Raw genomic sequence first — 23,736 nt, 5'->3', positions numbered from 1 at the left:
GAGTGGGGCGCAGGAGGCGGGGATCCGCGCGGCGCATTGACTTCGCGCGCACGGGCCGCGGGTCACCTAATTCGGTCGGTGGCCGAGGTCGCGAAACCGGTGGAACGGGTGCCAGCGGCGTCGGCGCCCGTGGCGGCGAACCACGCGCGGGCGTTGACCACATCGCGGGCAATTGCTGCAGTCAGCGTTTCGAGGTCGACGAACTTTTCCTCGTCTCGCAGCTTCTTCAGGAATTCGACGCGCACGAGCTTGCCATAGGCGCTGCCGTGCCAGTCGAGCAGATGCACTTCGAGCAGTACGCGGCCCGAGTCGTCGACGGTGGGGCGCACGCCGAGGCTCGCGACGCCCGGCAGCGGGCTCTCGGCAATGCCGTGCACCTGCACGATGAAGACGCCCTTCGCCGCCGGCCGCTTGTGCCCGATCGGAAAGTTCATCGTCGGGAAACCGAGGTCGCGGCCGAGTTTCAGGCCGTGCACGACGTGCCCGCTGATCGCGTAGCCGCGGCCGAGCGCGGCGCGCGCCGCGTCGAGGTCGCCCGCTGCAAGCTGTGCGCGCACGCTCGAGCTGGAGATGCGCGCGCCTGACGGGTCGGCCACGGTCGCCATCTGCTCGACTTCGAAGCGGTACTGACGGCCCGCGATCTTGAGGGACTCGAAATCGCCGGCGCGCTTGGCGCCATAGCGGAAGTCGTCTCCGACCAGCATCCAGCGGGCGTGGAGACCGCCGACGAGGACACGCTCGACGAACGTATCGGGCGACTGGCTCGCGAACGTCTGGTTGAAGTGCTCGACGACGACGCGGTCCACGCCGTTATCGCGGAGCGCTTCCAGCTTGTCGCGCAGCATGGCGATGCGCGGCGGTGCGCCGGCAGGATTGAAGAACTCGCGGGGGTGAGGCTCGAAGGTCATCACACAGACGGGCAGGCCGCGCGCATCGGCTGCCGCCCGCACGCGCGCGAGCAGCGCCTGATGTCCGCGGTGGACACCGTCGAAGTTGCCGATGGTGAGCGCGCAGGGCGCGCGGCTTTCGGCGTTGGGTAGACCGCGGAAGACTCTCACGATTGCGGAACGGACCGTTAATGTGGCTGGTGTGGCGTTGTCACGTGCGGCGATCGGGCCGCGACGAAACAAAAGATTATAAACGCTCGGGCGGTCCGCCGCCCCTGCCCGGGCGTCGGAGGTCGCCCTCAATGATAAAATCCGCGGATGAAAAATCTCGTCATCCTGATTTCCGGACGGGGCAGCAACATGGAAGCCGTCGTGCGCGCCTGCGCGCACGAAGCCTGGCCGGCGCGCATCGCCGCCGTGATTGCCAACCGCCCTGACGCCGCGGGCCTTATGTTCGCGGCTTCGCACGGCATTGCCACGGCGGTGGTCGATCATCGCCAGTATTCCGATCGCGCTGCGTTCGACGCGGCGCTTGCACAAGTCATCGACGGCTATCAGCCAGATCTCGTCGTGCTCGCGGGCTTCATGCGCGTGCTGACTGACGGGTTTGTAGCCCATTATTCGGGTCGGATGTTGAATATTCATCCGTCGCTGCTGCCGAGCTTTCCTGGTCTCAAGACGCATCAGCAGGCCCTTGACGCGGGCTGTCGCGTGCATGGCGCGACGGTTCATTTCGTCACGCCGACGCTCGATCATGGGCCGATCGTCCTGCAGTCGGCCGTGCCGGTGTGCGCGGGCGACGATGCCGCGGCGCTCGCCGCGCGCATCCTCAAGACCGAGCATGTGATTTATCCGCGTGCGGTGCGCTGGTTCGTCGAAGGGCGCCTCGCGCTCGACGGCGAACGCGTCACGCTCACGCCACCCGAGCCGCAATGGCTCTTCCTTGACGACACCAACGCGAACGCGAAAGACAACGCCAACGCACAAGCCGCCGGGGAGGGCGCATGAGACTGCATGGATTTCTGATCGGACAAACCGAAACGTTGCTCGCCGACGTCCTCAAGTTCACTGGCCCCGCCGATGCGGTGACGAGCCGGTTTTTCCGCGAGCATCCGAAGCTCGGTCACGGCGAGCGCGGCGTGATCGCCGAAGCGGTGTTCGCGGTACTGCGCCGCCGCATGGAGTTCGCGCATCTGGCCGAGAGCGGCACGGGCAGCCCGACGCGGCGCCTGGCCCTGCTGGGCCTGATGGCGACTGCAGGCCGGGCGGCCGTCCGCCCGTTCGTCTCAGACGCCGAGGCGAACTGGCTCGAACACGTATCGAAGGTCGATCCGGCGAGTCTGCCGCAGCGTGTGCAACTGAACTTGCCCGAGTGGATCGTGCGTGCGCTCGAACCGCGGTTCGATGCCGCCGAATTCGCGCAACTGGCTGCCGCGGTGAACTACCCGGCGCCACTCGATCTGCGCGCGAACCCCATCAAGGCGAGCCGTGACGAGTTGCTGCGTGCGCTCGCCGATGCCGGCATCGATGCCGGCGAGACGCCGTTCGCGCCGTTCGGCGTGCGCGTTGCGACCAAACCGGCCCTCTCGAAACTCGATGCGTTCAAGAACGGCTGGTTCGAAGTGCAGGACGAGGGCAGCCAGCTTCTGTGTTCGCTGGTCGCGCCGCGCCGTGGCGAGATGGTCGTTGATTTCTGCGCCGGCGCGGGCGGCAAGACGCTCGCGCTCGGCGCGATGATGCGCTCGTCGGGGCGTCTCTACGCGTTCGATGTCTCGGATCGCCGACTTGCGAAGCTGAAGCCGCGCCTTGCGCGCAGCGGGCTCTCCAACGTCAATCCGGTGCTGATCGACAGCGAGCACGATTCGAAGATCAAGCGGCTCGTCGGCAAGATCGACCGAGTGCTGGTCGATGCGCCGTGTTCGGGCCTCGGCACGCTGCGCCGCAATCCCGATCTCAAGTGGCGGCAGACGCCCGAGTCGGTCGCCGAACTCGCGCCGAAGCAGTTGTCGATCCTCACGAGCGCCGCGCGTTTGCTCAAGCGTGGCGGCCGCCTTGTCTACGCGACCTGCAGCATCCTTGAAGCCGAGAACGAGGCGGTCATTACCCAGTTCCTTGAAGCGCATCCGGAGTTTGTACTGGTGAGTGCGCGCGACGTGCTCGCGGAGCAGCGCATCGGCCTCGATACGGGTGAGTACCTCAAGCTCTGGCCGCACCGCCACGCCACCGACGGCTTCTTTGCTGCCGTGCTGGAGCGTCGCGGCGAAGCAAAACCCAAGACGAAGTCGGCGCAGGCCGAAACCACGCCGGACGAGTCGGCGGCGGTAAGCGAGGCAACCGGGGAGACGACCGACGCGATTGCACAGGCGCGCGAAGTCGTCTCCGTGCCGGACTCGGCGCTCGAGTAACGGCTCCCCGGTAGCGGCAAGTCACAAGTACTAGCGCGCGGCCCGCCGGGCCGCGCGCGAACACGCATCATGATCGAGAACCGTTTGCTGTCCCACATGCTGGGCGGCGTATTCCGCGACTTCGGCCAGCCAGTCATGCTCTGGCAGGCGGGCGTGCTGGTTGCCGCGCTCGTCGTGGCCTTCGTGCTCGCGCGCGTCACGCGGCGCGCCCTCGAACGGCGTCGCCAGAAGCGTTACGGCACGCTGCCCTTCGGCGCGGAGAGTCTCAGCAAGGCCCTGTTTCCGCTCATCGGCGCGGGCTGCGTCTGGATCGCACGCGAGATCGCGAGCAACTTCATCCACACGTCGCTCCTCAATCTCGCGCTTGTGCCGCTCCTCGGCATCGGGCTCATCTACATCGCGTTCTTCCTCGCGCGACGGGCGTTCGGCCGCAAGGGTGAAACGCACGCGTTGCTGTCCATCGTAGAGAAGGTCGTCTCGCTGACCGTCTGGGTTGCCATGGCGCTGACCGTGCTCGGCATCCAGGACGACGTGCTTGACTGGATGGCGAGCGTGCGCTTTCGCATCGGCACCGAGCACGTCACCCTGCTTTCTCTCGAAAGCGGTGTGCTGTGGGTCGGTGTAACGATGGTCGTGGCGATCTGGGCGGGCTCGGCGCTCGAAGACCGCCTCATGCGCGCCACCACCCTCGACGCCAACGTGCGCGTCGTGCTCGCGCGCGTCGGGCGCGCGTTGCTGATGTTCGCGGCGGTGCTGCTCAGCCTCTCGATTGTCGGCATCGACATCACGGTGCTGGGCGTGTTCGGCGGCGCGCTCGGCGTCGGCCTCGGCTTCGGGCTGCAGAAAATCGCGAGCAACTACGTGTCGGGCTTCATCATCCTGATCGACCGCTCGCTGCGTCTTGGCGACACGATCAACGTGGGCAGTCTCGCGGGCAAGGTCACGCAGATCCGCACGCGCTACACGGTGGTGCGGGGCCTCGACGGTGTCGAGACGCTGATCCCGAACGAAAAGCTCATCACCGACGTTGTGCAGAACCAGTCGTCATTCCTGACGCGCGGCTACGCGAAGGCGGCGGTGCAGGTGACCTACGACACAGACCTCGATTTCGCGATGCCGCTGCTCGCACGCGCGACCGGGGGCGTGGACCGCGTGCTGGCCGATCCGGCCCCGACCCCGTATCTCGTCGGGTTCGGCGCGGACGGCATCGACCTCGAACTGGGTTACTGGATTGCCGATGCGGCCAAGGGCACGGCGGGCGTGCGTTCGGCCGTGAACGTCAATATCTGGCGCCTCTTCAAGGAACACGGCATTTCGATTCCGTTTCCACAGCGCGAGGTCCGGATCGTCGGCGGGGAGGAGGCACCTCGTGCACCGAAGCCGGACGCGCAAATATAGCCGCCCGCATGCGGCGGAATGACGCAGCAAAACGGTGCAGCATAGCGCCGCATGCGCGTAATCCTGCGTTGACGAGCGCGGTGGGATAGAAAAGAATTCCTATTTGTTACAAACACTTGCAGCGATTCTAGTAGAATGCCGTCCAGGCGTCCCCAACGCTTTCATTTTCCTGACTCCGGCGATCCTGCAAAACCGAAGTCGCCGAATTCCCTTGTTCCACGGGTATAGACCTTGTTGAATTCCCTGCTCGATTTTCTCGCCCACGGGCTGCTGCATTTCTCGTGGTGGCAGATCCTGCTTTTTGTCGCCGTCGTGACGCACATCACGATCGTCGGCGTGACCGTGTACCTGCACCGCTGCCAGGCGCACCGTGCGCTCGACCTGCATCCCATCGCGAGTCACTTCTTCCGTTTCTGGCTGTGGATGACCACCGGCATGCTCACGGGCCAGTGGGCGTCGATCCATCGCAAGCACCACGCGAAGTGCGAAACCGAAGAAGATCCGCACAGCCCGCAGACGCGCGGCATCTGGAAGGTGCTGCTCCAGGGCGCGGAGCTGTATCGCGCAGAAGCGAAGAACGAAGAGACGATGCGCCGGTACGGCCACGGCACGCCCGACGACTGGATGGAGCGCAACGTCTACAAGAAGTATTCGGTCCTCGGTGTGAGTCTCATGATGGTGATCGACGTCGCGCTCTTCGGCGCGGTCGGCCTGACCGTGTGGGCCATTCAGATGGCGTGGATTCCGTTCTGGGCGGCAGGCGTCGTCAATGGTCTCGGTCACTACTGGGGTTATCGCAACTTCAATTACGCGGACGCCAGCACGAACCTGATCCCGATCGGCATCATCATCGGTGGCGAGGAAATGCACAATAACCACCACACGTTCGCGACTTCCGCGAAATTCTCGAACAAGTGGTACGAGTTCGACATTGGCTGGATGTATATCCGGATGATGCAATCGGTCGGGCTGGCCAAGGTCAAGAAGGTCGCGCCGTCGCCGCGTCTCACGCAGGGCAAGCTCGTGCTCGACCAGGAAACGCTGCAGGCCGTGCTGTCGAACCGCTACGAAGTGATGGCGCGTTACGCGAAGGCCGTGAGGCAGGCGTATCGCCAGGAACTCGCGCACCTCAAGGAAGCGGGTGCCCGCGAGAAGTACCAGTTGATGCGCGGCGCGCGCAAGTGGTTCGACAAGGAAGAGGCCACCCTGAACGAGCCGCAGAAGCGTCAGCTTCCGCAGATTTTCGCGGACAGCCAGAAGCTGCGCACGTTCATCGAACTGCGTAACGAGCTCGCAGCGATATGGGAGCGTTCGAGCGCCTCGCGCGAACAACTGCTCACGCAACTGCAGGATTGGTGTCATCGCGCCGAGCAAAGCGGTATCCAGGCGCTCCAGGAATTTGCTTCGCGCCTTCGCCGCTATGCATGAGGCGTAAGAAAATCCATTAGAATTCAGGTACGTCACAAAACCCCGCGCTGGCGGGGTTTTTCTTTTGGGGCCGCGAAAACCTGCGCTGTTCGCAGGGATTTTCTGCAGCCGGCGGCAGGCAGCAACGAACTTGCATGGGACCAGAGGAAGTGCTCTGCATGGGCCCGGAGTCAGTGCTAAAGCACTGAGTCCCGGCCGACAGCCAAAGCGCTAACCAGGGTCGACAGAGGACATCATGAATCAGGTGATCAGGAAGGTCGAATATGACCGCCCGCAGGGCACCGTCTGCAGCGTCGGACAGGCTTGGGCACGCGTGCCCGATGCGCCATCCGCGGCACAGCGCGTTGCATTGAAAGAGCGCATCCGCGCGCTACTCAAGCGAGAGAAGGCGGTGCTCGTCGCGCACTATTACGTCGATCCTGAATTGCAGGAGCTGGCGGACGAAACCGGCGGTTGCGTTGCCGATTCACTCGAAATGGCGCGTTTTGGCCGCGATCACGACGCGCAGACGCTCGTCGTGGCAGGCGTGCGCTTCATGGGCGAGACCGCGAAGATTCTGAGTCCGAACAAGCGCATCCTGATGCCGGACCTCGACGCGACGTGTTCGCTCGACCTCGGCTGCCCCATCGACGAATTCTCCGCGTTCTGCGACGCGCATCCGGACCGCACCGTTGTCGTCTATGCGAACACGAGCGCCGCAGTGAAGGCGCGCGCGGACTGGATGGTGACCTCGTCGATCGGTCTTGAGATCGTCGCGCACCTGCACGCGAAGGGCGAAAAAATCCTTTGGGCGCCGGACCGTCATCTCGGCGGTTATATCCAGGAGAAAACCGGCGCCGATATGTTGATGTGGCAGGGTTCGTGCCTCGTGCACGACGAGTTCAAGGGCATTGAACTCGATCTGCTGCGCGCCGAGTATCCGGACGCGAAGGTGCTCGTGCATCCCGAGTCGCCGGCGGCCGTCGTCGCGCTGGCCGACGTGGTCGGCTCGACCACGCAGCTGATCGACGCGGCCGTAAAGCTCGATGCCACGCGTTTCATCGTCGCGACCGACCTTGGCATTCTGCATAAGATGCGTCTCGCTGCTCCGGGCAAGACCTTCATCGAGGCCCCAACGGCCGGCAACAGCGCCACCTGCAAGAGCTGCGCACACTGCCCGTGGATGGCAATGAATGGCCTCGAAAATCTCGCGGATGTGCTCGAGCGCGGCCACAACGAGATCTTCGTCGATGCCGCGTTGGGCGAGCGCGCACGCTTGCCGATCGACCGCATGCTCGCGTTCGCGGCCGAGCACAAGCGCCGCGTGCAGGCAAGCGGCGACCTCGCGCGCGATGGCGCACTTTTCTCGAATGTGGGGGCGGCGTAAATGGGTGCGATGGAACTGATCGGCATTGAGGCGGCGTCGCCGTTGCTGGCCGAGGTGCGTGCGCAATACGGTGCGGCGCTCGATGTCGCGATCGCGCGCAACGTGGCCGAGGCGCTGGCGGAAGACGTCGGCACCGGCGATGAGACGGGCCGTCTCGTCCCCGCCGACGAAATGCGCGACGCGCGCATCATCGTGCGCGAGGAAGCGGTGCTGTGCGGCGTGCTGTGGTTCGATGGCGTGATGCGCGGCGTCGATCCGCGCATCGAAGTGCGCTGGCATTATCGCGAAGGTGATCGCATGAGCGCCGACTCGACGGTTTGCTCGCTGCGCGGCCCGGCGCGTGCGCTGCTCACTGCCGAGCGCAGCGCCATGAACTTCCTGCAGATGCTTTCGGGTGTGGCGAGCGCGACGCGCCGCTACGTGGACGCGGTTGTGCACACGCAGGCACGCATCGTCGACACGCGCAAGACGCTGCCAGGCCTGCGTCTCGCGCAGAAGTACGCGGTACGGGTGGGCGGCGGCGCGAACCAGCGGCTCGCGCTTTATGACGGTATCCTCATCAAGGAGAACCACATCGCCGCCGCGGGCGGCGTGGGTGCCGCGATGGATGCCGCGCTCGCGCTGCACGCAGGCGTGCCGATCCAGATCGAAGTGGAGACGCTCGCCGAACTCGACGATGCGCTCGCACACGGCGCGAAGTCGATCCTGCTCGACAATTTCGCGCTCGATGCGATGTGCGACGCGGTGCGGCTCACGGCCGGCCGCGCGGTGCTGGAAGGCTCGGGCGGCGTGAATTTCGACACCGTGCGCGCGATCGCCGAAACGGGCGTCGACCGCATTTCAATCGGTGCACTGACGAAGGACGTGCGCGCCACCGACTTTTCAATGCGGATCGTCTGAGCGGTCCAAGCGCACGCGCGCGACTGGAATGCAAAAAGGGCCGCCTCTTGCGAGGCGGCCCTTTGTTTTTGTGGCGCTGGCGCGCTCAGTCGACCGTGCGGTTGCGCACGTGCTCGGGCGAGAGAACGCTCGGTAGTGCTTTCGGCAGCGTATTCGGCCAGTCGCGGCTGTAGTGGAGCCCGCGACTCTCACGCCGCGAGCGCGCGCTTTCAACGATCAGCGATGCGACTTCGACGAGATTGCGCAGTTCGAGCAGATCGCGCGTCACGCGGAAATTCGCGTAGTACTCGAGAATTTCGTCGCGCAAGAGGGCGATGCGATGCTGGGCGCGCTCGAGCCGCTTGTCGGTGCGCACGATGCCGACGTAGTTCCACATCAGGCGGCGAAGCTCGTCCCAGTTATGGGCCACGACGACTTCTTCGTCGGAGTCCGACACGCGGCTCTCGTCCCAGTCGGGCAGCGGCGCGTGTGCGGAAGCGCCGAAGCCTTCTGCCTCGATCGCTTCCGCCGCCGAGCGGCCGATCACGAGGCACTCGAGCAGCGAATTGCTCGCGAGCCGGTTCGCGCCGTGCAGCCCTGTGTACGACGTTTCGCCGACTGCGTAAAGGCCAGCGAGATCGGTGCGACCCGCGAGGTCGGTCACGACTCCGCCGCAGGTGTAGTGCGCGGCCGGCACGACGGGAATCGGCTCCTTCGTGATGTCGATGCCGAACTCGCGGCAACGCGCGAGGATCGTCGGAAAGTGCTCTTCCAGGAAAGCCGGCGGCTGGTGGCTGATGTCGAGATGCACGCAGTCGATGCCGTGCTTCTTGATTTCGAAGTCGATCGCGCGTGCAACGATATCGCGCGGCGCGAGTTCGGCGCGCGGGTCGTGCGCGGGCATGAAGCGGGTGCCGTCGGGCAGGCGCAGCACGCCGCCCTCGCCGCGCACGGCCTCGGAGATCAGAAACGACTTCGCGTGCGGGTGGAAAAGACAGGTGGGGTGGAACTGGATGAATTCCATGTTCGCCACGCGGCAGCCGGCGCGCCAGGCCATGGCGATGCCGTCGCCGGTCGCAGTGTCGGGGTTCGTCGTGTAGAGATACACCTTGCCGGCGCCGCCCGTCGCGAGGACGGTGTGCGCCGCCTGGATCGTCACAGTGCGATCGTTCTTCAGATCGAGCGCGTAAAGGCCGTGACAGCGGCGACCGGGCAAGCCGAGCCGGTCGGACGTGATGACGTCGATCGCCTGATAGTCCTCGAGCATCGTGATGTTCGGGTGCGTGCGTGCGCGCTCGATGAGCGTCTGCAACACGGCATGGCCCGTTGCGTCTGCGGCGTGAATGATGCGGCGATGGCTGTGGCCGCCTTCGCGCGTCAGGTGAAAGCCCAGTTCGGCGGCGGCGTCCTTCGTGAACGGCACGTCCTGCCGGATCAGCCACTCGATGGCCGCGCGGCCATGCTCGACGATGAAGCGCGTCGCGCTTTCGTCGCACAGACCGCCGCCGGCGACGAGCGTGTCGCCGACATGGTTTTCCACGCTGTCGGCCGAGTCGAGCACGGCGGCGATGCCACCTTGCGCGCGATCGCTCGCACCCTCGGATGCAGCGCGCTTCGCGATCACCACGACGCGCCGCGTATCGGCGAGGTTCAGCGCGACGCTCAAGCCCGCGAGCCCGCTACCGACGATCGCAACATCAAAATTCATGGTCCAGCTTCTCCATCTCTTGTTCTACTGCGGCGCGCGGTGCGGCCGACGAAGCGGCAAGCATACTCCCAACGGCGACCGAAGGAAAAGCAGGATGAAAGTCCAGATGGACAAAGGTGTCTTGCCGGTCGCAGAAAAAGAAAAACCCCGCGTGGAAGCGGGGTTTTCGGTCTTCGTCAGACTCGGAACCAGATCAGATTACTTGATCTTGGTTTCCTTGTACTCGACGTGCTTGCGCACAACCGGGTCGAACTTCTTGATCGACATCTTTTCCGGCATGTTGCGCTTGTTCTTCGTCGTCGTGTAGAAGTGACCCGTACCTGCGGTCGATTCCAGCTTGATTTTGTCGCGGACGCCCTTGGCCATGATTTACTCCTTAGATTTCGCCGCGTGCGCGCAGGTCTGCGAGCACGGAGTCGATACCGTTCTTGTCGATCAGGCGCAGGCCTGCGTTGGAGATGCGCAGACGCACCCAACGGTTTTCGCTTTCAACCCAGAAACGGCGGTTCTGCAGATTCGGGAGAAAACGACGCTTGGTCTTGTTGTTCGCGTGGGAAACGTTGTTGCCGCTCATCGGCGCTTTCCCAGTCACTTGGCATACTCGTGCCATGAGAGCACTCCTACGGTAATTCTGAGTTCGAGGGCCACTGAAGTTTCCCAAGCGAGACATGGCGGGCAAGGGGACACTCACGTATGGATGAGAGACAACCTCGAACCCGGCACATTTTCCCACCTGGAACGCCTTGAAGGGCTTCGGAACAGGGTTGGAAATAGGCAAACCGTGATACTAGCAGAAAAAGAGCAGAAAAATCAAACCCAATTTGCGCGTCAGTACAGCGGTGCGGAGGTGCTGAAAGCAGCGAATGCCCGTCAGTTCCAGTCGTTGCGGGCAAACGAGTAGGTATCGCGCGCGCCGATCACGAGATGATCGATCAACTGGACTTCGACGAGCGTGAGCGTCTCGCGCAGCACCCGCGTGAGACGCCGGTCGCTCGCGCTCGGCTGCACGGCCCCGGAAGGGTGGTTGTGCGCGACGATCAGGCTCGCGGCGTTGAGCATCAGAGCGCGCCTCACGATTTCGCGAGGATACACCACCATGCGCGTGAGCGAGCCGCGGGAGCTTTCTTCGGCGCGGATCAGGCGATGGCGGATATCCAGATAGAGGCAGACGAACACTTCGTAGGGGCGAGCGCCGATTTGCAGGCGCAGATAGTCTTCTACGGCGCCGGGCGTGTCGACGAGCGGTTTGTCGTCCAGTTGCTCGGCAAGTGCGCGCCGGGCCAGTTCGAACACCGCGAGCAGCTTGGCGCCTTTCGCGTCACCGATGCCGCGCAATCCATCGAATTCCTCGCGTTGTGCGTTGAGCATGACGCGCAGCGAACCAAAATGCTCAAGCAGTGAGCGTGCGACGTCGAAGACATCGTGACCTGGCAAGCCGGCGCCGAGCAGCAAGGCGAGCAACTCAACGTTGGAGAGCGCACCCGGTCCGAACGCGCGCAGACGTTCTCGCGGCATACCGCGATAACGTGCCGCAGCATCCACGGCGCTGGTTCGTGGACGCCTCGCGGCGGGTGCGGCGAGAACCGCACCCTTCAGGGTTTCCTCGCCTCGCCGCTCTGGCTTCGCGCAGGCTGCTTCCAGCATCGTGACCTCCATGGAGCGGCCCGGAATGCGCGGTGCAGCGGCCGTGCTGCGGCCGTTCGTACACACGCCCCAACCGCCCCGGATATGTGGCTTACAATAGTGACTTTGCGGCTGCGTCACCGCAGCCGGGATGGCGCCTCATGGCGCGTGCGCCTTGGGGCGCAACCAGACGAAAATGAGTACCGCATGAGCATCATCGATATCTCCGAGGTGAACCCCGGCTCCCACGTAACGTTGCACTATCGGCTCTCGCTTGCCGACGGCACCGAACTCGTCAATACGTTTTCCGAGCGGCCGGCCACGCTGATGCTCGGCGCCGGGCAGCTTGCGCCGCCGCTGGAAGATATTTTGCTGGGCTTGAAGGTGGGGCACCACTCGACCTTTCAGCTAGCGCAGGGTGTTGCGTTCGGTCAGCGCAATCCAGACCTGATCCAGCGCGTTTCGCTTGCCACGCTGCGCGAGAACGGCATGGTTGGCGACGACTTCAACCCTGGCGACCTCGTCGAATTCAACGCACCCGACGGCGGCCGCTTTGCCGGCGTGCTCAAGGAGGTCAACGAGACCTCCGCGCTGTTCGATTTCAACCACCCGCTCGCAGGCCAGGCGGTCGCGTTTGAAGTGAAAATCATCGGAATCCTGTAAGCCCATGAGTTACACGGACACGTCTCTGAGCGCCGACGCAGAAATCCTGCTCGCGCAGCCGCGCGGTTTCTGTGCCGGCGTTGACCGCGCGATCGAGATCGTCGAGCGCGCGATCCAGTTGCATGGCGCGCCTATCTACGTGCGTCACGAGATCGTTCACAATGCCTACGTTGTCGAGGATCTGCGCAAAAAAGGGGCGATCTTCATCGAGCAGCTCGATGAAGTGCCGTTCGGTAGCACGGTCATTTTCAGTGCGCACGGCGTATCGAAAGCGGTGCGCACGGATGCCGAGTCGCGCGGGCTGCGCGTCTATGACGCAACCTGCCCGCTCGTGACCAAGGTGCACGTCGAGGTCGCGAAAATGCGCGACGAGGGCCTCGACATCGTGATGATCGGCCACAAGGGTCACCCGGAAGTCGAGGGCACGATGGGGCAGGCGGCGGAGGGCATGTATCTCGTCGAGGATGCCGCCGACGTCGACGCGCTGCAGTTGCGCGACCCGGCGCGCGTCGCGTTCGTCACGCAGACCACGCTCTCGGTCGACGACGCGGCCGAAATCATCGAAGCGCTCAAGGCGCGCTTTCCCGAAATTCGCGAGCCGAAGAAGCAGGACATCTGCTATGCGACGCAAAATCGCCAGGACGCAGTGAAGTTCATGGCGCCCCAGTGCGATGTGGTGATCGTGGTCGGCAGCCCGAACAGCTCGAACTCGAACCGGCTGCGCGAAGTCGCCGAGAAGCGCGGCATTCCCGCCTATATGGTGGATGCGCCCGCTCAGATCGACCCTCAGTGGCTGGTGGGCAAGCGCCGTATCGGTCTGACGGCCGGTGCGTCGGCGCCAGAAGCGCTTGCGCAGGAGATCATCCGGCGTCTGCACGAACTGGGTGTGCGCAACGTGCGTGCGCTGGACGGCATCGAGGAAAACATCGCGTTTCCGTTGCCGCGCGGGCTGGGCATGTCGGCCTGAGGCGTCGAGGCTAGACAGGAAAAAGCGCGCCATCGGCGCGCTTTTTTTTACCGCCCGATCCATGAATTGAATCCCGTTAAATGGGGATCTATCACTGATCGAGTCGGGGTAACCGCGTCGGCGTGTCGGCTTTTTTCGCCTTTTCAGGCGCGATAGTGGGCTAAATTTTCAAATGTGACCCCATTTTTAGGCGCCTCATCTCCGAATTGAATTCAGTTTGCATCAATGTGGTGCGTCGCAACCGGTCGCTTGCGTGTATTCCACGTTGTGAGACAAAAGACCGTCTGACAAGGCCTTACGGTCGTTGTTTGCAACACTTGATGTGGATGACAGCAGATTTAGCGCAACTGATGTGCAAAAAAGGTGCAACTGCAGGCGCAACCCGCCGTGCTCATTGATCTCGAAATGCGGTTGCAATGCAGGAAAACCCTGCCGGTTCAACAATATTGCCGGTCGCATAATTGGAGTTACAATGCGCGCGTCCTGAAGGTTTGGCAGCCTTTTGGCGTGGAATTCGGAAGGCGCAGGAGACCTGATTGATGCGAGTCGAGTTTGCTTATGCCGCGTCTTCGGCAACTGCGGTTGCGCCGCGTTATGTGCGGTGCGTCGACAGTGCCTGGGCGGGTAGGGACGCAGCATCGATGATGCCAGCGTCCCCAGTAGGGACTAATGCGCGTTCCGGACATGACGGCGAAACCGGCTGGCCGCGTCATAGTCTGGCGCGCGCTGCAAACGGGACCGGCATGACCGTTGTCCGAGTTGACATGCCAATTGGCATGCAACTTGCTGCTGTACGCACCCTCGCGAGCCCCATTTTCCTGACGGATCGCAGAGTGCGCGCCGCTGCCATCGTCGATGATGTCGCGGCGCGGGCGTGGGGAACGTCTGCAGGTTTCGCCGAAGCCGCGTGCAGCGATGTGGCGTTTTTGGGCGGCGCGGGCAGCGAAGACGGCCCGAAAAAGGGAGTCACGACGTACGACGCAACCATGAGTGGCCAGCAGGCTGTCCGTCATGACGTCGCCACGAAGGTGACAGGTAGTTGAACCTGACGGCACCGAAACATCCGACGGTGCCGTTTTTGCATCCGCTTCCGGCGAGTGTGCTGCTGCAACACAGCGGTGATGCGAGCCGGATGTGGTTAACCGTAACCGGTCTTTTACTTCAGTACCCGAGAGTGTCGTTGCGGTTTTCGTGAACCATCGCCCACCGGCCGATGAACAGCGCGAATCCGGTCGCACGGGCTAAGGAGCAATAAATGGATATCTTCATCCAGCAGATCCTGAATGGGCTGGTGCTTGGCAGCGTCTACGCCATCATCGCACTGGGCTACACCATGGTGTACGGGATTCTGGGCATCATCAACTTCGCGCACGGCGACGTCCTGATGGTCGGCGCGATGGTCGCGCTTTCCGCCGTCACGGTGCTGCAGAATCATTTCCCGGGTCTCGGGAATATTCCCACGCTGGCGATCGCGCTGGTCATCGCCGCGGCGGTCTGTTCGGTCGTCGGGTACACGATCGAAAAGGTTGCGTATCGGCCGTTGCGCCGCGCGCCGCGTCTTGCGCCGCTGATCACCGCGATCGGTGTCTCGATCCTGTTGCAGACACTCGCCATGATCGTCTGGGGCCGCAATCCGCTGGCCTTCCCGCAACTGATCTCCACCGATCCGATCAACGTGATCAAGCCGAGCGAGACAGGCGTCGGCGCCGTGATCTCGCCGACTGAGATCGTCATCATCGTCGTCGCGTTCCTCGTGATGGCCGGACTCCTTCTCCTCGTTCACAAGACCAGGCTCGGCCGCGCGATGCGCGCCGTCGCCGAGAATCCGAACGTCGCGAGCCTGATGGGCGTGAATCCGAACTTCGTGATCTCGGCCACGTTCATGATCGGCTCGGCGCTGGCCGCGCTGGCAGGCGTGATGATCGCTTCCGAATATGGCAACGCGCACTTCTACATGGGTTTCATTCCCGGCATGAAGGCGTTTACAGCCGCGGTGCTGGGCGGTATCGGCAATCTCGGGGGCGCGATGGTTGGCGGTGTGCTGCTCGGTCTCATCGAGCAGCTCGGCGCGGGCTATATCGGCGGTCTGACCGGCGGTGTGTTCGGCAGTAACTACCAGGACGTATTCGCGTTCATCGTTCTGATCGTCGTGCTCGTGTTCCGTCCGTCGGGGCTGCTGGGCGAACGTGTCGCCGACCGCGCATAAGAGGGAGTAGAGCAAAATGACTTCAATTCAACCGATCGAGCCGTCGACGACGCTCATCCCCGAGAAGAACATGACGAAGACCCTCACGGTGGGCATCGTCACCGCGATCTTCGTCATCGCCTTGCCGTTCGTCGTGGGCGCCACAGGCGGCAACTACTGGGTGCGGGTGCTCGACTTCGCGATGCTCTACGTGATGCTGGCGCTCGGCCTTAACGTGGTGGTCGGCTTCGCGGGTCTGCTCGACCTCGGCTACATCGCGTTCTATGCCGTCGGCGCCTACACGGCCGCATTGCTGACGTCGCCGCACCTCGCCAACCAGTTCGAGTGGATCGGGGCCATGTTCCCGGGCGGCATGCATACGCCGTACTGGATCGTGATTCCGGTCGCGATGGCGCTGGCCGCCGGCGCCGGCGTGCTGCTCGGTGCGCCGACCCTGCGTCTGCGCGGCGACTATCTCGCGATCGTGACGCTCGGTTTCGGGGAAATCGTTCGTATCTTCATGAACAACCTCGACCGTCCGCTGAACATCACGAACGGGCCGCAGGGCATCACCGGCGTCGCGCCGCTCCAGGTGGGAGGCGTTAGCCTCGCGGCGCCGATATCGGTGTTCGGCTTCCAGTTCACGTCCGTATATACCTACTACTTCGTGTTCGTGTTGTGCGCACTGCTCGTGATCTGGGTGTGCACGCGGCTGCAACACTCGCGCATCGGCCGTGCATGGGCCGCGATCCGGGAAGACGAAATCGCCGCGAAGGCCATGGGCATCAACACGCGTAACGTCAAGCTGCTGGCGTTCGCGATGGGCGCGTCGTTCGGCGGTCTGTCGGGCGCGATGTTCGGTGCGTTCCAGGGCTTCGTGTCGCCGGAATCGTTCACGTTCTGGGAATCGGTCGTGGTGCTGGCGTGCGTCGTGCTGGGCGGTATGGGCCATATTCCGGGCGTGATTCTCGGTGCCGTGCTGCTCGCCGTGTTCCCGGAATTCCTGCGTTCGACGATGGGACCGCTGCAGCACGCGATCTTCGGCCACGAGATCGTCGATACCGAAGTGATCCGCCAGTTGCTCTACGGCCTCGCGATGGTCGTCATCATGCTGTATCGCTCGGAAGGCCTGTGGCCCGCGCCGAAGCATGAGGACCGCATTGCGAAGATCGCGAAGCGTGCAGGCAAGAAGCCGGTGCGCGCGTAACGGACACGGAGAAAACGACATGAGCAACAAACCCATCCGCCTGTCCGTGAAGGGCGTGAACAAGCGCTTCGGCGGCCTGCAGGCGCTCTCGGACGTTGGCCTGCAGATCGAGGAAGGCACGATCTACGGCCTGATCGGTCCGAACGGCGCCGGCAAGACGACGTTCTTCAACGTGATTACCGGCCTCTACACGCCGGATTCGGGCGACTTCAAGCTCGACGGCGAGGCGTACACGCCGACCGCCGTCTATCAGGTGGCGAAGGCGGGCATCGCGCGCACCTTCCAGAACATCCGTCTCTTCGGCGGCATGACCGCGCTTGAGAACGTGATGGTGGGCCGCCACGTGCGCACGAAGCATGGTCTGCTTGGCGCCGTGTTCCAGACACCTTCGGAGCGTCAGGAAGAGCGCGAGATCAAGGAGCGCGCGCTGGAACTGCTCGAATACGTGGGCATTTCGCAGTACGCCGACTACACGTCGCGCAACCTTTCGTATGGCCACCAGCGCCGTCTGGAGATCGCGCGTGCGCTGGCGACGGATCCGAAGCTGCTCGCGCTCGACGAGCCGGCGGCCGGCATGAATGCGACCGAGAAGGTCGAACTCACGCGCCTGCTCGACAAGATCCGCGCGGACGGCAAGACGATCCTGCTGATCGAACACGACGTGAAACTGGTGATGGGCCTGTGCAACCGTATGACAGTGCTCGACTATGGCAAGGTGATCGCCGAAGGTCTTCCGCACGACGTGCAGAAGGATCCGAAGGTGATCGAGGCATATCTGGGCGCAGGAGTGCACTGATGGCGAACGCAATTCTCAAGATCAAGGGCCTGCAGGTCAATTACGGCGGCATTCAGGCCGTGAAGGGTGTCGACCTCGAAGTGAAGCAGGGCGAGCTCGTCACGCTGATTGGCGCGAACGGTGCGGGCAAGACCACGACGATGAAGGCGATTACGGGCCTCAAGCCCTATAGCGCCGGTGACATCGAATACGACGGCAAGTCGATCAAGGGCGTGCCGGCGCACGAACTGCTCAAGCGCGGGCTCGCGATGGTGCCGGAGGGTCGTGGCATTTTCGCGCGCATGTCGATCGTCGAGAACATGCAGATGGGCGCGTACCTGCGCAACGACGTCGAGGGTATCAAGAAGGACGTCGACCGCATGTTCGGCTTCTTCCCGCGCCTGAAGGAGCGCGCGACGCAGCTCGCGGGCACGCTCTCGGGCGGCGAACAGCAGATGCTGGCGATGGCGCGTGCGATCATCAGCAAGCCGAAGCTTCTCCTGCTCGATGAACCGTCGATGGGTCTTTCGCCGATCATGGTCGAAAAGATCTTCGAAGTCGTGCGCACGATCTCGAAAGAGGGCATCACGGTGCTGCTCGTCGAACAGAACGCGCGTCTCGCGCTGCAGGCGGCGAACCGCGGCTACGTGATGGACTCGGGTGTCGTCACGATGGAAGGTGATGCGAAGAAGATGCTCGACGATCCGAAGGTGCGTGCCGCTTACCTCGGCGAATAAAGCATCGTTCTACGCTGCAAACAAAAAAGCCGCATGGGCCAGGCGCCCATGCGGCTTTTTTCAAAAGTGCGTGGCTGGCGCTACACGTTAGCGCATGCCGGCGGCGCGAGCCGCTTGCCGAGGCTCACCACAGCATCGGCGCGATAGCCAAGCGACTCGTAGAACGCGAGCACGTCGGCCTTGTCATGCAACACCTGCAGATTGAGCTTCGGACAGCCGAGCATGGCCAGCGCGGCTTCCGCGTGCCGCACGAGCCGCGTGCCGATGCCGAATCGCCGCGCGAGCGGATCGACGGCAAGGGAGTAAAGCCAGCCGCGATGCCCGTCGTAGCCCGCCATCACCGTGCCGACTAGCGCGCCGTCCTCGTTGCCCTCGTCGCCCTTGCTGCGCGTGGCGACGAAAAACAGCTCCGGCTGTGTGCCGAGCTTGTTCGCAATCGACAGACGCGGATCGCGGTGCGGCCGGCTCGTGTCCTGATACTCAGGAAACGCCTGCAGCCAGAGCGCGATCACCGCGTCGGTGTCGGCTTGCGCGAAAGGGCGGATCGTGACGGTCATCGTTCGCGGCTTCGTGCGGTTACAGCGAGTCCAGGACCGTGCGCAGCATCGCCATCATCTGGTCGATCTCTTCGTTCGTCACGTTGAGCGCGGGCATGAAGCGCAGCAGGTTCGGGCGTGCTGCGTTGAGCAGCAGGCCGTCCGGTTGCAGGAGGCGCGCTTTTTCGACGATCTGCGGACCGATGTCCTTGCCAAGCAGCAGCGCGCGCAAGAGGCCTTCGCCACGCTCGCCTTCGAAGCCGCGTTCTGCAGAGAGCTCGAGCAGTTTCTCTCGCAGATACTCGCCGCGTGCGCGCACGCCTTCGAGGAAGCCGGGCGCAACCAGTTGCGAGATCACCGAATAACCTACGGCCGTCATCAGCGGGTTGCCGTTGTACGTGCCGCCCTGATCGCCGGCTTCGAACACGCAGACGTCCTTCTTCGCGAGCAGCGCCGCGAGCGGCACGCCGCCGCCGATACCCTTGCCGAGCGTCATGATGTCCGGCTCGATGCCTGAGAGTTCATACGCGAACAGAGTGCCCGCACGGCCACAGCCGCTCTGCACTTCGTCGACGATCAGGAGAATGCCGTGCTTCTTCGTGAGCGCACGCAACTGCTGCATGAATTCGCGCGTTGCGGGAATCACGCCGCCTTCGCCCTGGATCGGCTCGAGCATCACGGCGACGGTCTTGCCCGAGATGAGCTTTTCGACCGATGCGATGTCGTTCAGATCCGCCTTCGGGAAGCCGGGCACCTGCGGCGCGTAGATCGTGTCCCAGCCGGGCTTGCCGCTTGCCGACATCGTCGCGATCGTGCGGCCGTGGAAGCTGTGATCGAACGTGATGACCTCGTACGCGCCGTCGCGACGCTTCCTGCCCCACTTGCGAGCGAGCTTGATCGCGCCTTCATTGGCTTCCGCGCCGCTGTTGGCGAAGAACACCTTGTCGAAGCAGCTGTGTTCGGTGAGGAGACCTGCGAGCTTCGCCATCGGCTCGTTGTAGAACGCCGGCGACGGGTTGATGATCAGGCGCGCCTGCTTTTCGAGCGCCTCGATCATGCCTTCGTTGCAGTGCCCGAGGCTGTTGACGGCCCAGCCCTGGATGAAGTCGAGATAGCGCTTGCCTTCGTTGTCGTAGATCCACGAACCCTTGCCATGCGTGAAAACGATATCGGGCCGGTTGGTGATGTACATCAGCGAATCGGTCGGGTACTCGGAAAAATTCATGGCAACGGGCTCCGCGCTCAGGACTGAAAGAAGAAAGGTGCCGCAATGAGGCGGCCGGAAATACAAAAAGCCACGGCTGGCCGTGGCTTTCGTGACTCGAACTCCATGCGCGTGGGTGTCAGACGCGCGTCCGCGAACGAAGCCAGGCCCTATTCGGGCAAGCGGCGACGTCGGAGAGCGGACAGGATGCGGTTCATGGGCGCAAGAATACGATAAGCCGAACTGCGCTGTAAACCGGCAATTCGCAGACGGCCGAAGAATTTTTCATGACGGCCGCCTTGCGTGTGTGCCGGAAAACCCGACTCAGACGGGATTCGCGAGGTCTGCGGCGCTCGTGAATGCGTCCGCGTAGAACTCGGCTTCGGGCAGGCCGTGGTGCTGCGAGAAGTCGCGCTGCGCCGACTCCACCATCACCGGGGCGCCACATGCGTACACCTGATGCCCCGAAAGGTCCGGCAGATCTTCGATCACGGCGCGGTGCACGAAGCCCGTGCGGCCAGTCCAGTTGTCGCCGGCTGCGGGCTCGGAGAGCACCGGCACGAAGCGGAAGTTCGGGATCGCCGAAGCCCATTGTTCGGCGAGATCCATCAGGTACAGGTCCTTCTTCTGACGCGCGCCCCAGTAGAGCGTCATCGGGCGGTTCAGCTTCTTGTGGACCGCGTGCTCGACGATCGCCTTGATCGGCGCGAAGCCGGTGCCCGAGGCGAGCAGCACGATCGGCTTGTCCGAATCCTCGCGCAGGAAAAAGGTGCCGAGCGGCGCCTCGAAGCGCAGGATGTCGCGCTCCTTCATCTGCGTGAAGACGTGGTCAGTGAATTTGCCGCCCGGCATGTGACGGATGTGCAGTTCGATCGGACCTTCGTCGTGCGGCGCGGTTGCCATCGAGTAGCTGCGGCGCGTGCCGTCCTTGAGGATGAATTCGAGGTACTGGCCCGCCAGGTACTGCAGGCGCTCGTTCGCGGGCAATTGCAGCTTCACGACGATGACATCGTCGGCCGCGCGAGCGATCGCGGCGACGCGCGTGGGCAGCTTGCGTACTTGCACGTCGCCGACGCCCGCTACTTCGCGGATATCGATTTCGAGGTCCGACTGCGCGCTCGCACAGCAGAAGAGGGCCATGCCGCGCGTTTTCTCATCGTTCGCGAGAGCCGATGCTGCGTGCGCGTGCTGCTCGACTTCGCCGCTGACGACGCTGCCCTTGCACGATCCGCAGGCGCCGTTCTTGCAGCCGTAGGGAAGGCCAATGCCCTGGCGCAGCGCCGCGTTGAGGATGGGTTCGTCCGGCTCGACCTGGAATTGCCGGCCGCTTTGCTTGAGCGTTACGTTAAAAGCCATATTCGAATGAAGTGTGAGTCTGTAATCGGTAATCCGTAACGGCGCCTGTGGTCAGCGCTGACGGCTTAAAATAGGTCCACCATGATTGCGACACGAACCTTGCGCCGTGCGCGCGTTTTGATCGTCGGATGCGGCGACATTGGCTTGCGCTGTGCCGCGCTTTTGCGTTCCCGCGCGCGGGTGTTCGCGCTCACGAGCCAGCCGGTGCGCGTCGCCACGCTGCGCGAGGCGGGCACGATACCGATGGTCGGCGACCTCGACGTGCCCGCGAATCTTACGCGTCTCGCGGGACTCGCGTCAGTTGTCCTGCATCTCGCGCCGCCCCAGCAATCCGGCGATGAGGATACGCGGACTCGCAGGTTGATCGCCGCGCTGACGGCACGCCGTCGCGCTGCCGCGCGTCCGGCCGGTGGAGGACGGCGAGCGCTGCGCACTGACATTGCGTTGAGTCCACGCTTGCGGATGTCGGTGCCCACACACGACACGCGCCCGAACGCCCTATCGGGCCCTCTGCGCCCTGCCTTTGGCCCGCGCGCGACGCACCTGCTGGCACGCCGCAAAGCGAGTTCTATTGTACCCGAGCGTACTGCCGGGCCCCGGCGCACGCATCCTGGCCGGTTGACGGTCGTCTACGCGAGCACGACCGGCGTTTATGGCGATTGCGCAGGGGCGCGCATCGACGAAACCCGCCCCGTGCGGCCCGCCAACGCGCGTGCGAAGCGCCGCGTGGCGGCCGAGCACCTCCTGCGCCGCGCGACCACGCGCGGCTCGCTCGTGACGAAGATCGCGCGTATTCCGGGCATTTACGCGGCCGACCGCCTGCCGCTCGCGCGGCTCGCGAAAGGTACGCCCGCGCTCGTCGAGCGCGACGACGTCTACACGAACCACATTCACGCCGACGATCTTGCCGCGATCATGGTGCGCCTCGCGACGCACGGTCGCCCGGGGCGCGTAATTCACGCATCCGACGACAGCGAGCTCAAGATGGGGGAGTGGTTCGACCGCGTCGCCGACGCCTTCGGCGTCGCGCGCGCGCCGCGCGTGAGCCGCGCCGAGGCCGAGCGCCAGCTCGATCCGGTGCTGCTGTCGTTCATGCGGGAATCGCGCCGGCTCGCGAATGGCCGGCTCAAGTGGGAATTGGGGATACGGTTGCGCTATCCGGATGTTGACGACTTCCTGCGCACGCTGCCGCCGCGCCCTTGAGCGCGGGCGCGGCGGCATGGCGCAAGCGTGCCGTTCACGTGATGGCCGGCAGCGCCTCGAGAAGGAGGAAACAGCACAGGGCGCCGATGAGGGCACCAATCAGGTTCGGCTGGTACCGATGCCGCAAGTGCATCGATACCATCAAAGCGCTGATCAGAATTGCCCCGAGAACTACGAACGCCATCGACACGGCTGAAATTTCGAATCCGCCGATGATCATGCCGTCCCTCCTTGCATTGCTTGTAATCGTTGTTTAACCGAGTATAGGGCGCAACGCCGGGAAGGGCATGCTGCAGCGCGGCGTAATACGAGGCGATGTGGGCGCGTCGGCGCGGTATCGCACACAGGCGCGGCGGGATGCGATGCGACGCGACGCCGATCAGCCGTTGCGCAGCGCGTCGATCTTCGCCGCGTCGAGCCAAAGCCATGCGCCCGGCGCCAGTTCCGCGGGCAGCGAGAGGCCGCCGATCCGCTCGCGATGAAGCGCCTCCACACGGTTGCCGACGGCGGCGACCATGCGCTTGACCTGGTGGTACTTGCCTTCGAGCACGGCGAGTTCCAGCTCGCGCTCGCCGCGTGCGACGGCGGCGACGGCAGCGATCGGCTCGCGCTCGCCATGCAGCAGGACGCCTGCGCGCAGCGCGTCGAGCTGGGCGTCGTCGAGTGCATGGCGGGTCGTCGCGACGTACACCTTGGGAACTTTGCGTTTAGGCGACGTGAACGCGTGGACGAACTGGCCGTCGTCGGAGAGCAGCAACAGGCCGGTCGTGTCCTGATCGAGCCGGCCGACGCATTGCACGCCGCGCGTTGCGAACTGCGCCGGCAGGAGATGAAACACGCTCAGATGATGCTGTGGATCGCGCGAGCATTCGTAGCCCGCAGGCTTGTTCAGCGCAAGGTACGCGCGCTCGTGGAACGGCCAGACCTCGCCGTCGACGCTGAAGGTGAGCCCCGCTGTGTCGAATGACGCGAGCGGATCGGTGCAGGGCGTACCCGCGACGGCAACGCGCGCATCGGTGACAAGCATACGGCACTGGCGGCGCGAGCCGAAGCCCTGAGAGAAGAGGATGCTTTCGAGATTCATGAGGGGCGGCGGACGGCGTCGAACGGCTGCATTCTAACCGGCACGGGCCGCTGAGCTTGAGCACTGCCGTTGCCGACCGCGCGGTGTTGTTCGGGCCGATGGCGTAGCGTGAAGCGACGCTTCGC

The 23,736-nt window shown here is 64.0% G+C and carries 24 protein-coding genes; 14 read left to right on the top strand and 10 right to left on the bottom strand.

Annotated features, from left to right (window positions below):
• Positions 1-62: 62 nt before the first annotated feature.
• Positions 63-1,112 (bottom strand): bifunctional riboflavin kinase/FAD synthetase, encoded by a 1,050-nt coding sequence (locus D1Y85_RS01650; RefSeq protein WP_425466870.1) that lies wholly within the window; start codon positions 1,110-1,112, stop codon positions 63-65.
• 93 nt (positions 1,113-1,205) lie between these two features.
• On the opposite strand from D1Y85_RS01650, the gene purN reads away from it, so the two are divergent.
• The 6 genes from purN (at position 1,206) to nadC (ending at position 8,384) form a co-directional block, all read left to right on the top strand.
• Complete coding sequence (gene purN, locus D1Y85_RS01645; RefSeq protein WP_124149273.1) at positions 1,206-1,895, top strand: phosphoribosylglycinamide formyltransferase; 690 nt, start codon at positions 1,206-1,208, stop codon at positions 1,893-1,895.
• Positions 1,892-3,292, top strand: a complete 1,401-nt coding sequence (locus tag D1Y85_RS01640; RefSeq protein WP_124149272.1) for an RsmB/NOP family class I SAM-dependent RNA methyltransferase — start codon at positions 1,892-1,894, stop codon at positions 3,290-3,292. Before purN ends, D1Y85_RS01640 begins: the two co-directional genes overlap by 4 nt.
• A 69-nt stretch (positions 3,293-3,361) precedes the next feature.
• The gene (locus D1Y85_RS01635) at positions 3,362-4,690 is read left to right on the top strand and encodes a mechanosensitive ion channel family protein (RefSeq protein ID WP_425466864.1); all 1,329 of its coding nucleotides are present in this window, start codon (positions 3,362-3,364) and stop codon (positions 4,688-4,690) included.
• Positions 4,691-4,921: 231 nt separating this feature from the next.
• Positions 4,922-6,118 (top strand): DesA family fatty acid desaturase, encoded by a 1,197-nt coding sequence (locus D1Y85_RS01630; RefSeq protein WP_124149271.1) that lies wholly within the window; start codon positions 4,922-4,924, stop codon positions 6,116-6,118.
• A gap of 235 nt (positions 6,119-6,353) precedes the next feature.
• The gene (gene nadA / locus D1Y85_RS01625; RefSeq protein WP_124149270.1) at positions 6,354-7,484 is read left to right on the top strand and encodes a quinolinate synthase NadA; all 1,131 of its coding nucleotides are present in this window, start codon (positions 6,354-6,356) and stop codon (positions 7,482-7,484) included.
• Positions 7,485-8,384, top strand: coding sequence for a carboxylating nicotinate-nucleotide diphosphorylase (nadC, locus tag D1Y85_RS01620; protein ID WP_124149269.1), 900 nt, complete (start codon positions 7,485-7,487; stop codon positions 8,382-8,384). It begins immediately after the preceding gene.
• 85 nt (positions 8,385-8,469) lie between these two features.
• Here the strand turns inward: nadC and nadB are convergent, their stop codons facing one another.
• The 4 genes from nadB to radC all read right to left on the bottom strand — a co-directional run bounded on the left by nadB (position 8,470) and on the right by radC (position 11,715).
• Entirely contained in the window at positions 8,470-10,071 is a 1,602-nt protein-coding gene (gene nadB / locus D1Y85_RS01615) for an L-aspartate oxidase (RefSeq protein ID WP_124149268.1), read from the bottom strand.
• Between the two features lie 198 nt (positions 10,072-10,269).
• On the bottom strand, positions 10,270-10,437 hold the full coding sequence (rpmG, locus tag D1Y85_RS01610; RefSeq protein ID WP_027794136.1) for a 50S ribosomal protein L33: 168 nt from the start codon (positions 10,435-10,437) through the stop codon (positions 10,270-10,272).
• A gap of 10 nt (positions 10,438-10,447) precedes the next feature.
• Complete coding sequence (gene rpmB / locus D1Y85_RS01605) at positions 10,448-10,681, bottom strand: 50S ribosomal protein L28 (RefSeq protein ID WP_027817503.1); 234 nt, start codon at positions 10,679-10,681, stop codon at positions 10,448-10,450.
• Positions 10,682-10,941: 260 nt separating this feature from the next.
• Positions 10,942-11,715 (bottom strand): RadC family protein, encoded by a 774-nt coding sequence (gene radC / locus D1Y85_RS01600; RefSeq protein ID WP_124149267.1) that lies wholly within the window; start codon positions 11,713-11,715, stop codon positions 10,942-10,944.
• A 186-nt stretch (positions 11,716-11,901) separates the two neighbouring features.
• Here radC and D1Y85_RS01595 point away from each other — a divergent pair, with 186 nt between their 5' ends.
• From D1Y85_RS01595 to D1Y85_RS01565, 7 genes are all read left to right on the top strand, one after another.
• Entirely contained in the window at positions 11,902-12,357 is a 456-nt protein-coding gene (locus tag D1Y85_RS01595) for an FKBP-type peptidyl-prolyl cis-trans isomerase (RefSeq protein ID WP_124149266.1), read from the top strand.
• A 4-nt stretch (positions 12,358-12,361) separates the two neighbouring features.
• Positions 12,362-13,324 carry a 4-hydroxy-3-methylbut-2-enyl diphosphate reductase gene (gene ispH, locus D1Y85_RS01590; protein WP_124149265.1) on the top strand — a complete coding sequence of 321 codons (963 nt, stop codon included), beginning with the start codon at positions 12,362-12,364 and terminating at the stop codon, positions 13,322-13,324.
• A gap of 743 nt (positions 13,325-14,067) precedes the next feature.
• Entirely contained in the window at positions 14,068-14,367 is a 300-nt protein-coding gene (locus D1Y85_RS01585) for a hypothetical protein (protein WP_124149264.1), read from the top strand.
• Positions 14,368-14,579: 212 nt separating this feature from the next.
• A complete protein-coding gene (locus D1Y85_RS01580) occupies positions 14,580-15,530 on the top strand; it encodes a branched-chain amino acid ABC transporter permease (RefSeq protein ID WP_124149263.1) in 951 nt (316 codons plus the stop codon).
• A gap of 16 nt (positions 15,531-15,546) precedes the next feature.
• Positions 15,547-16,716 (top strand): ABC transporter permease subunit, encoded by a 1,170-nt coding sequence (locus D1Y85_RS01575; protein ID WP_124149262.1) that lies wholly within the window; start codon positions 15,547-15,549, stop codon positions 16,714-16,716.
• 19 nt (positions 16,717-16,735) lie between these two features.
• Positions 16,736-17,512, top strand: coding sequence for an ABC transporter ATP-binding protein (locus D1Y85_RS01570; protein WP_124149261.1), 777 nt, complete (start codon positions 16,736-16,738; stop codon positions 17,510-17,512).
• A complete protein-coding gene (locus D1Y85_RS01565; RefSeq protein ID WP_124149260.1) occupies positions 17,512-18,228 on the top strand; it encodes an ABC transporter ATP-binding protein in 717 nt (238 codons plus the stop codon). Before D1Y85_RS01570 ends, D1Y85_RS01565 begins: the two co-directional genes overlap by 1 nt.
• An 80-nt stretch (positions 18,229-18,308) precedes the next feature.
• On the opposite strand, the gene D1Y85_RS01560 is transcribed toward D1Y85_RS01565, so the two are convergent.
• The 3 genes from D1Y85_RS01560 to D1Y85_RS01550 all read right to left on the bottom strand — a co-directional run bounded on the left by D1Y85_RS01560 (position 18,309) and on the right by D1Y85_RS01550 (position 21,324).
• Complete coding sequence (locus tag D1Y85_RS01560; RefSeq protein WP_124149259.1) at positions 18,309-18,785, bottom strand: GNAT family acetyltransferase; 477 nt, start codon at positions 18,783-18,785, stop codon at positions 18,309-18,311.
• A 19-nt stretch (positions 18,786-18,804) separates the two neighbouring features.
• Complete coding sequence (locus tag D1Y85_RS01555) at positions 18,805-19,989, bottom strand: acetylornithine transaminase (RefSeq protein WP_124149258.1); 1,185 nt, start codon at positions 19,987-19,989, stop codon at positions 18,805-18,807.
• A gap of 303 nt (positions 19,990-20,292) precedes the next feature.
• The gene (locus D1Y85_RS01550) at positions 20,293-21,324 is read right to left on the bottom strand and encodes a CDP-6-deoxy-delta-3,4-glucoseen reductase (protein ID WP_124149257.1); all 1,032 of its coding nucleotides are present in this window, start codon (positions 21,322-21,324) and stop codon (positions 20,293-20,295) included.
• 81 nt (positions 21,325-21,405) lie between these two features.
• Here D1Y85_RS01550 and D1Y85_RS01545 point away from each other — a divergent pair, with 81 nt between their 5' ends.
• Positions 21,406-22,527 (top strand): NAD-dependent epimerase/dehydratase family protein, encoded by a 1,122-nt coding sequence (locus tag D1Y85_RS01545; RefSeq protein ID WP_124149256.1) that lies wholly within the window; start codon positions 21,406-21,408, stop codon positions 22,525-22,527.
• Positions 22,528-22,561: 34 nt separating this feature from the next.
• Here the strand turns inward: D1Y85_RS01545 and D1Y85_RS01540 are convergent, their stop codons facing one another.
• Both D1Y85_RS01540 and D1Y85_RS01535 read right to left on the bottom strand, forming a co-directional pair.
• Entirely contained in the window at positions 22,562-22,747 is a 186-nt protein-coding gene (locus D1Y85_RS01540) for a hypothetical protein (protein ID WP_124149255.1), read from the bottom strand.
• Positions 22,748-22,906: 159 nt separating this feature from the next.
• Positions 22,907-23,611 carry a pseudouridine synthase gene (locus D1Y85_RS01535; RefSeq protein WP_124149254.1) on the bottom strand — a complete coding sequence of 235 codons (705 nt, stop codon included), beginning with the start codon at positions 23,609-23,611 and terminating at the stop codon, positions 22,907-22,909.
• Positions 23,612-23,736: the final 125 nt, after the last annotated feature.

Source organism: Paraburkholderia dinghuensis (assembly GCF_003837865.1).
In the GTDB taxonomy this organism is placed as follows: Bacteria; Pseudomonadota; Gammaproteobacteria; order Burkholderiales; family Burkholderiaceae; genus Paraburkholderia; species Paraburkholderia dinghuensis.
Note: the sequence above shows the minus strand (reverse complement) of the source record. Positions and strands in the feature narration are given on the sequence as shown.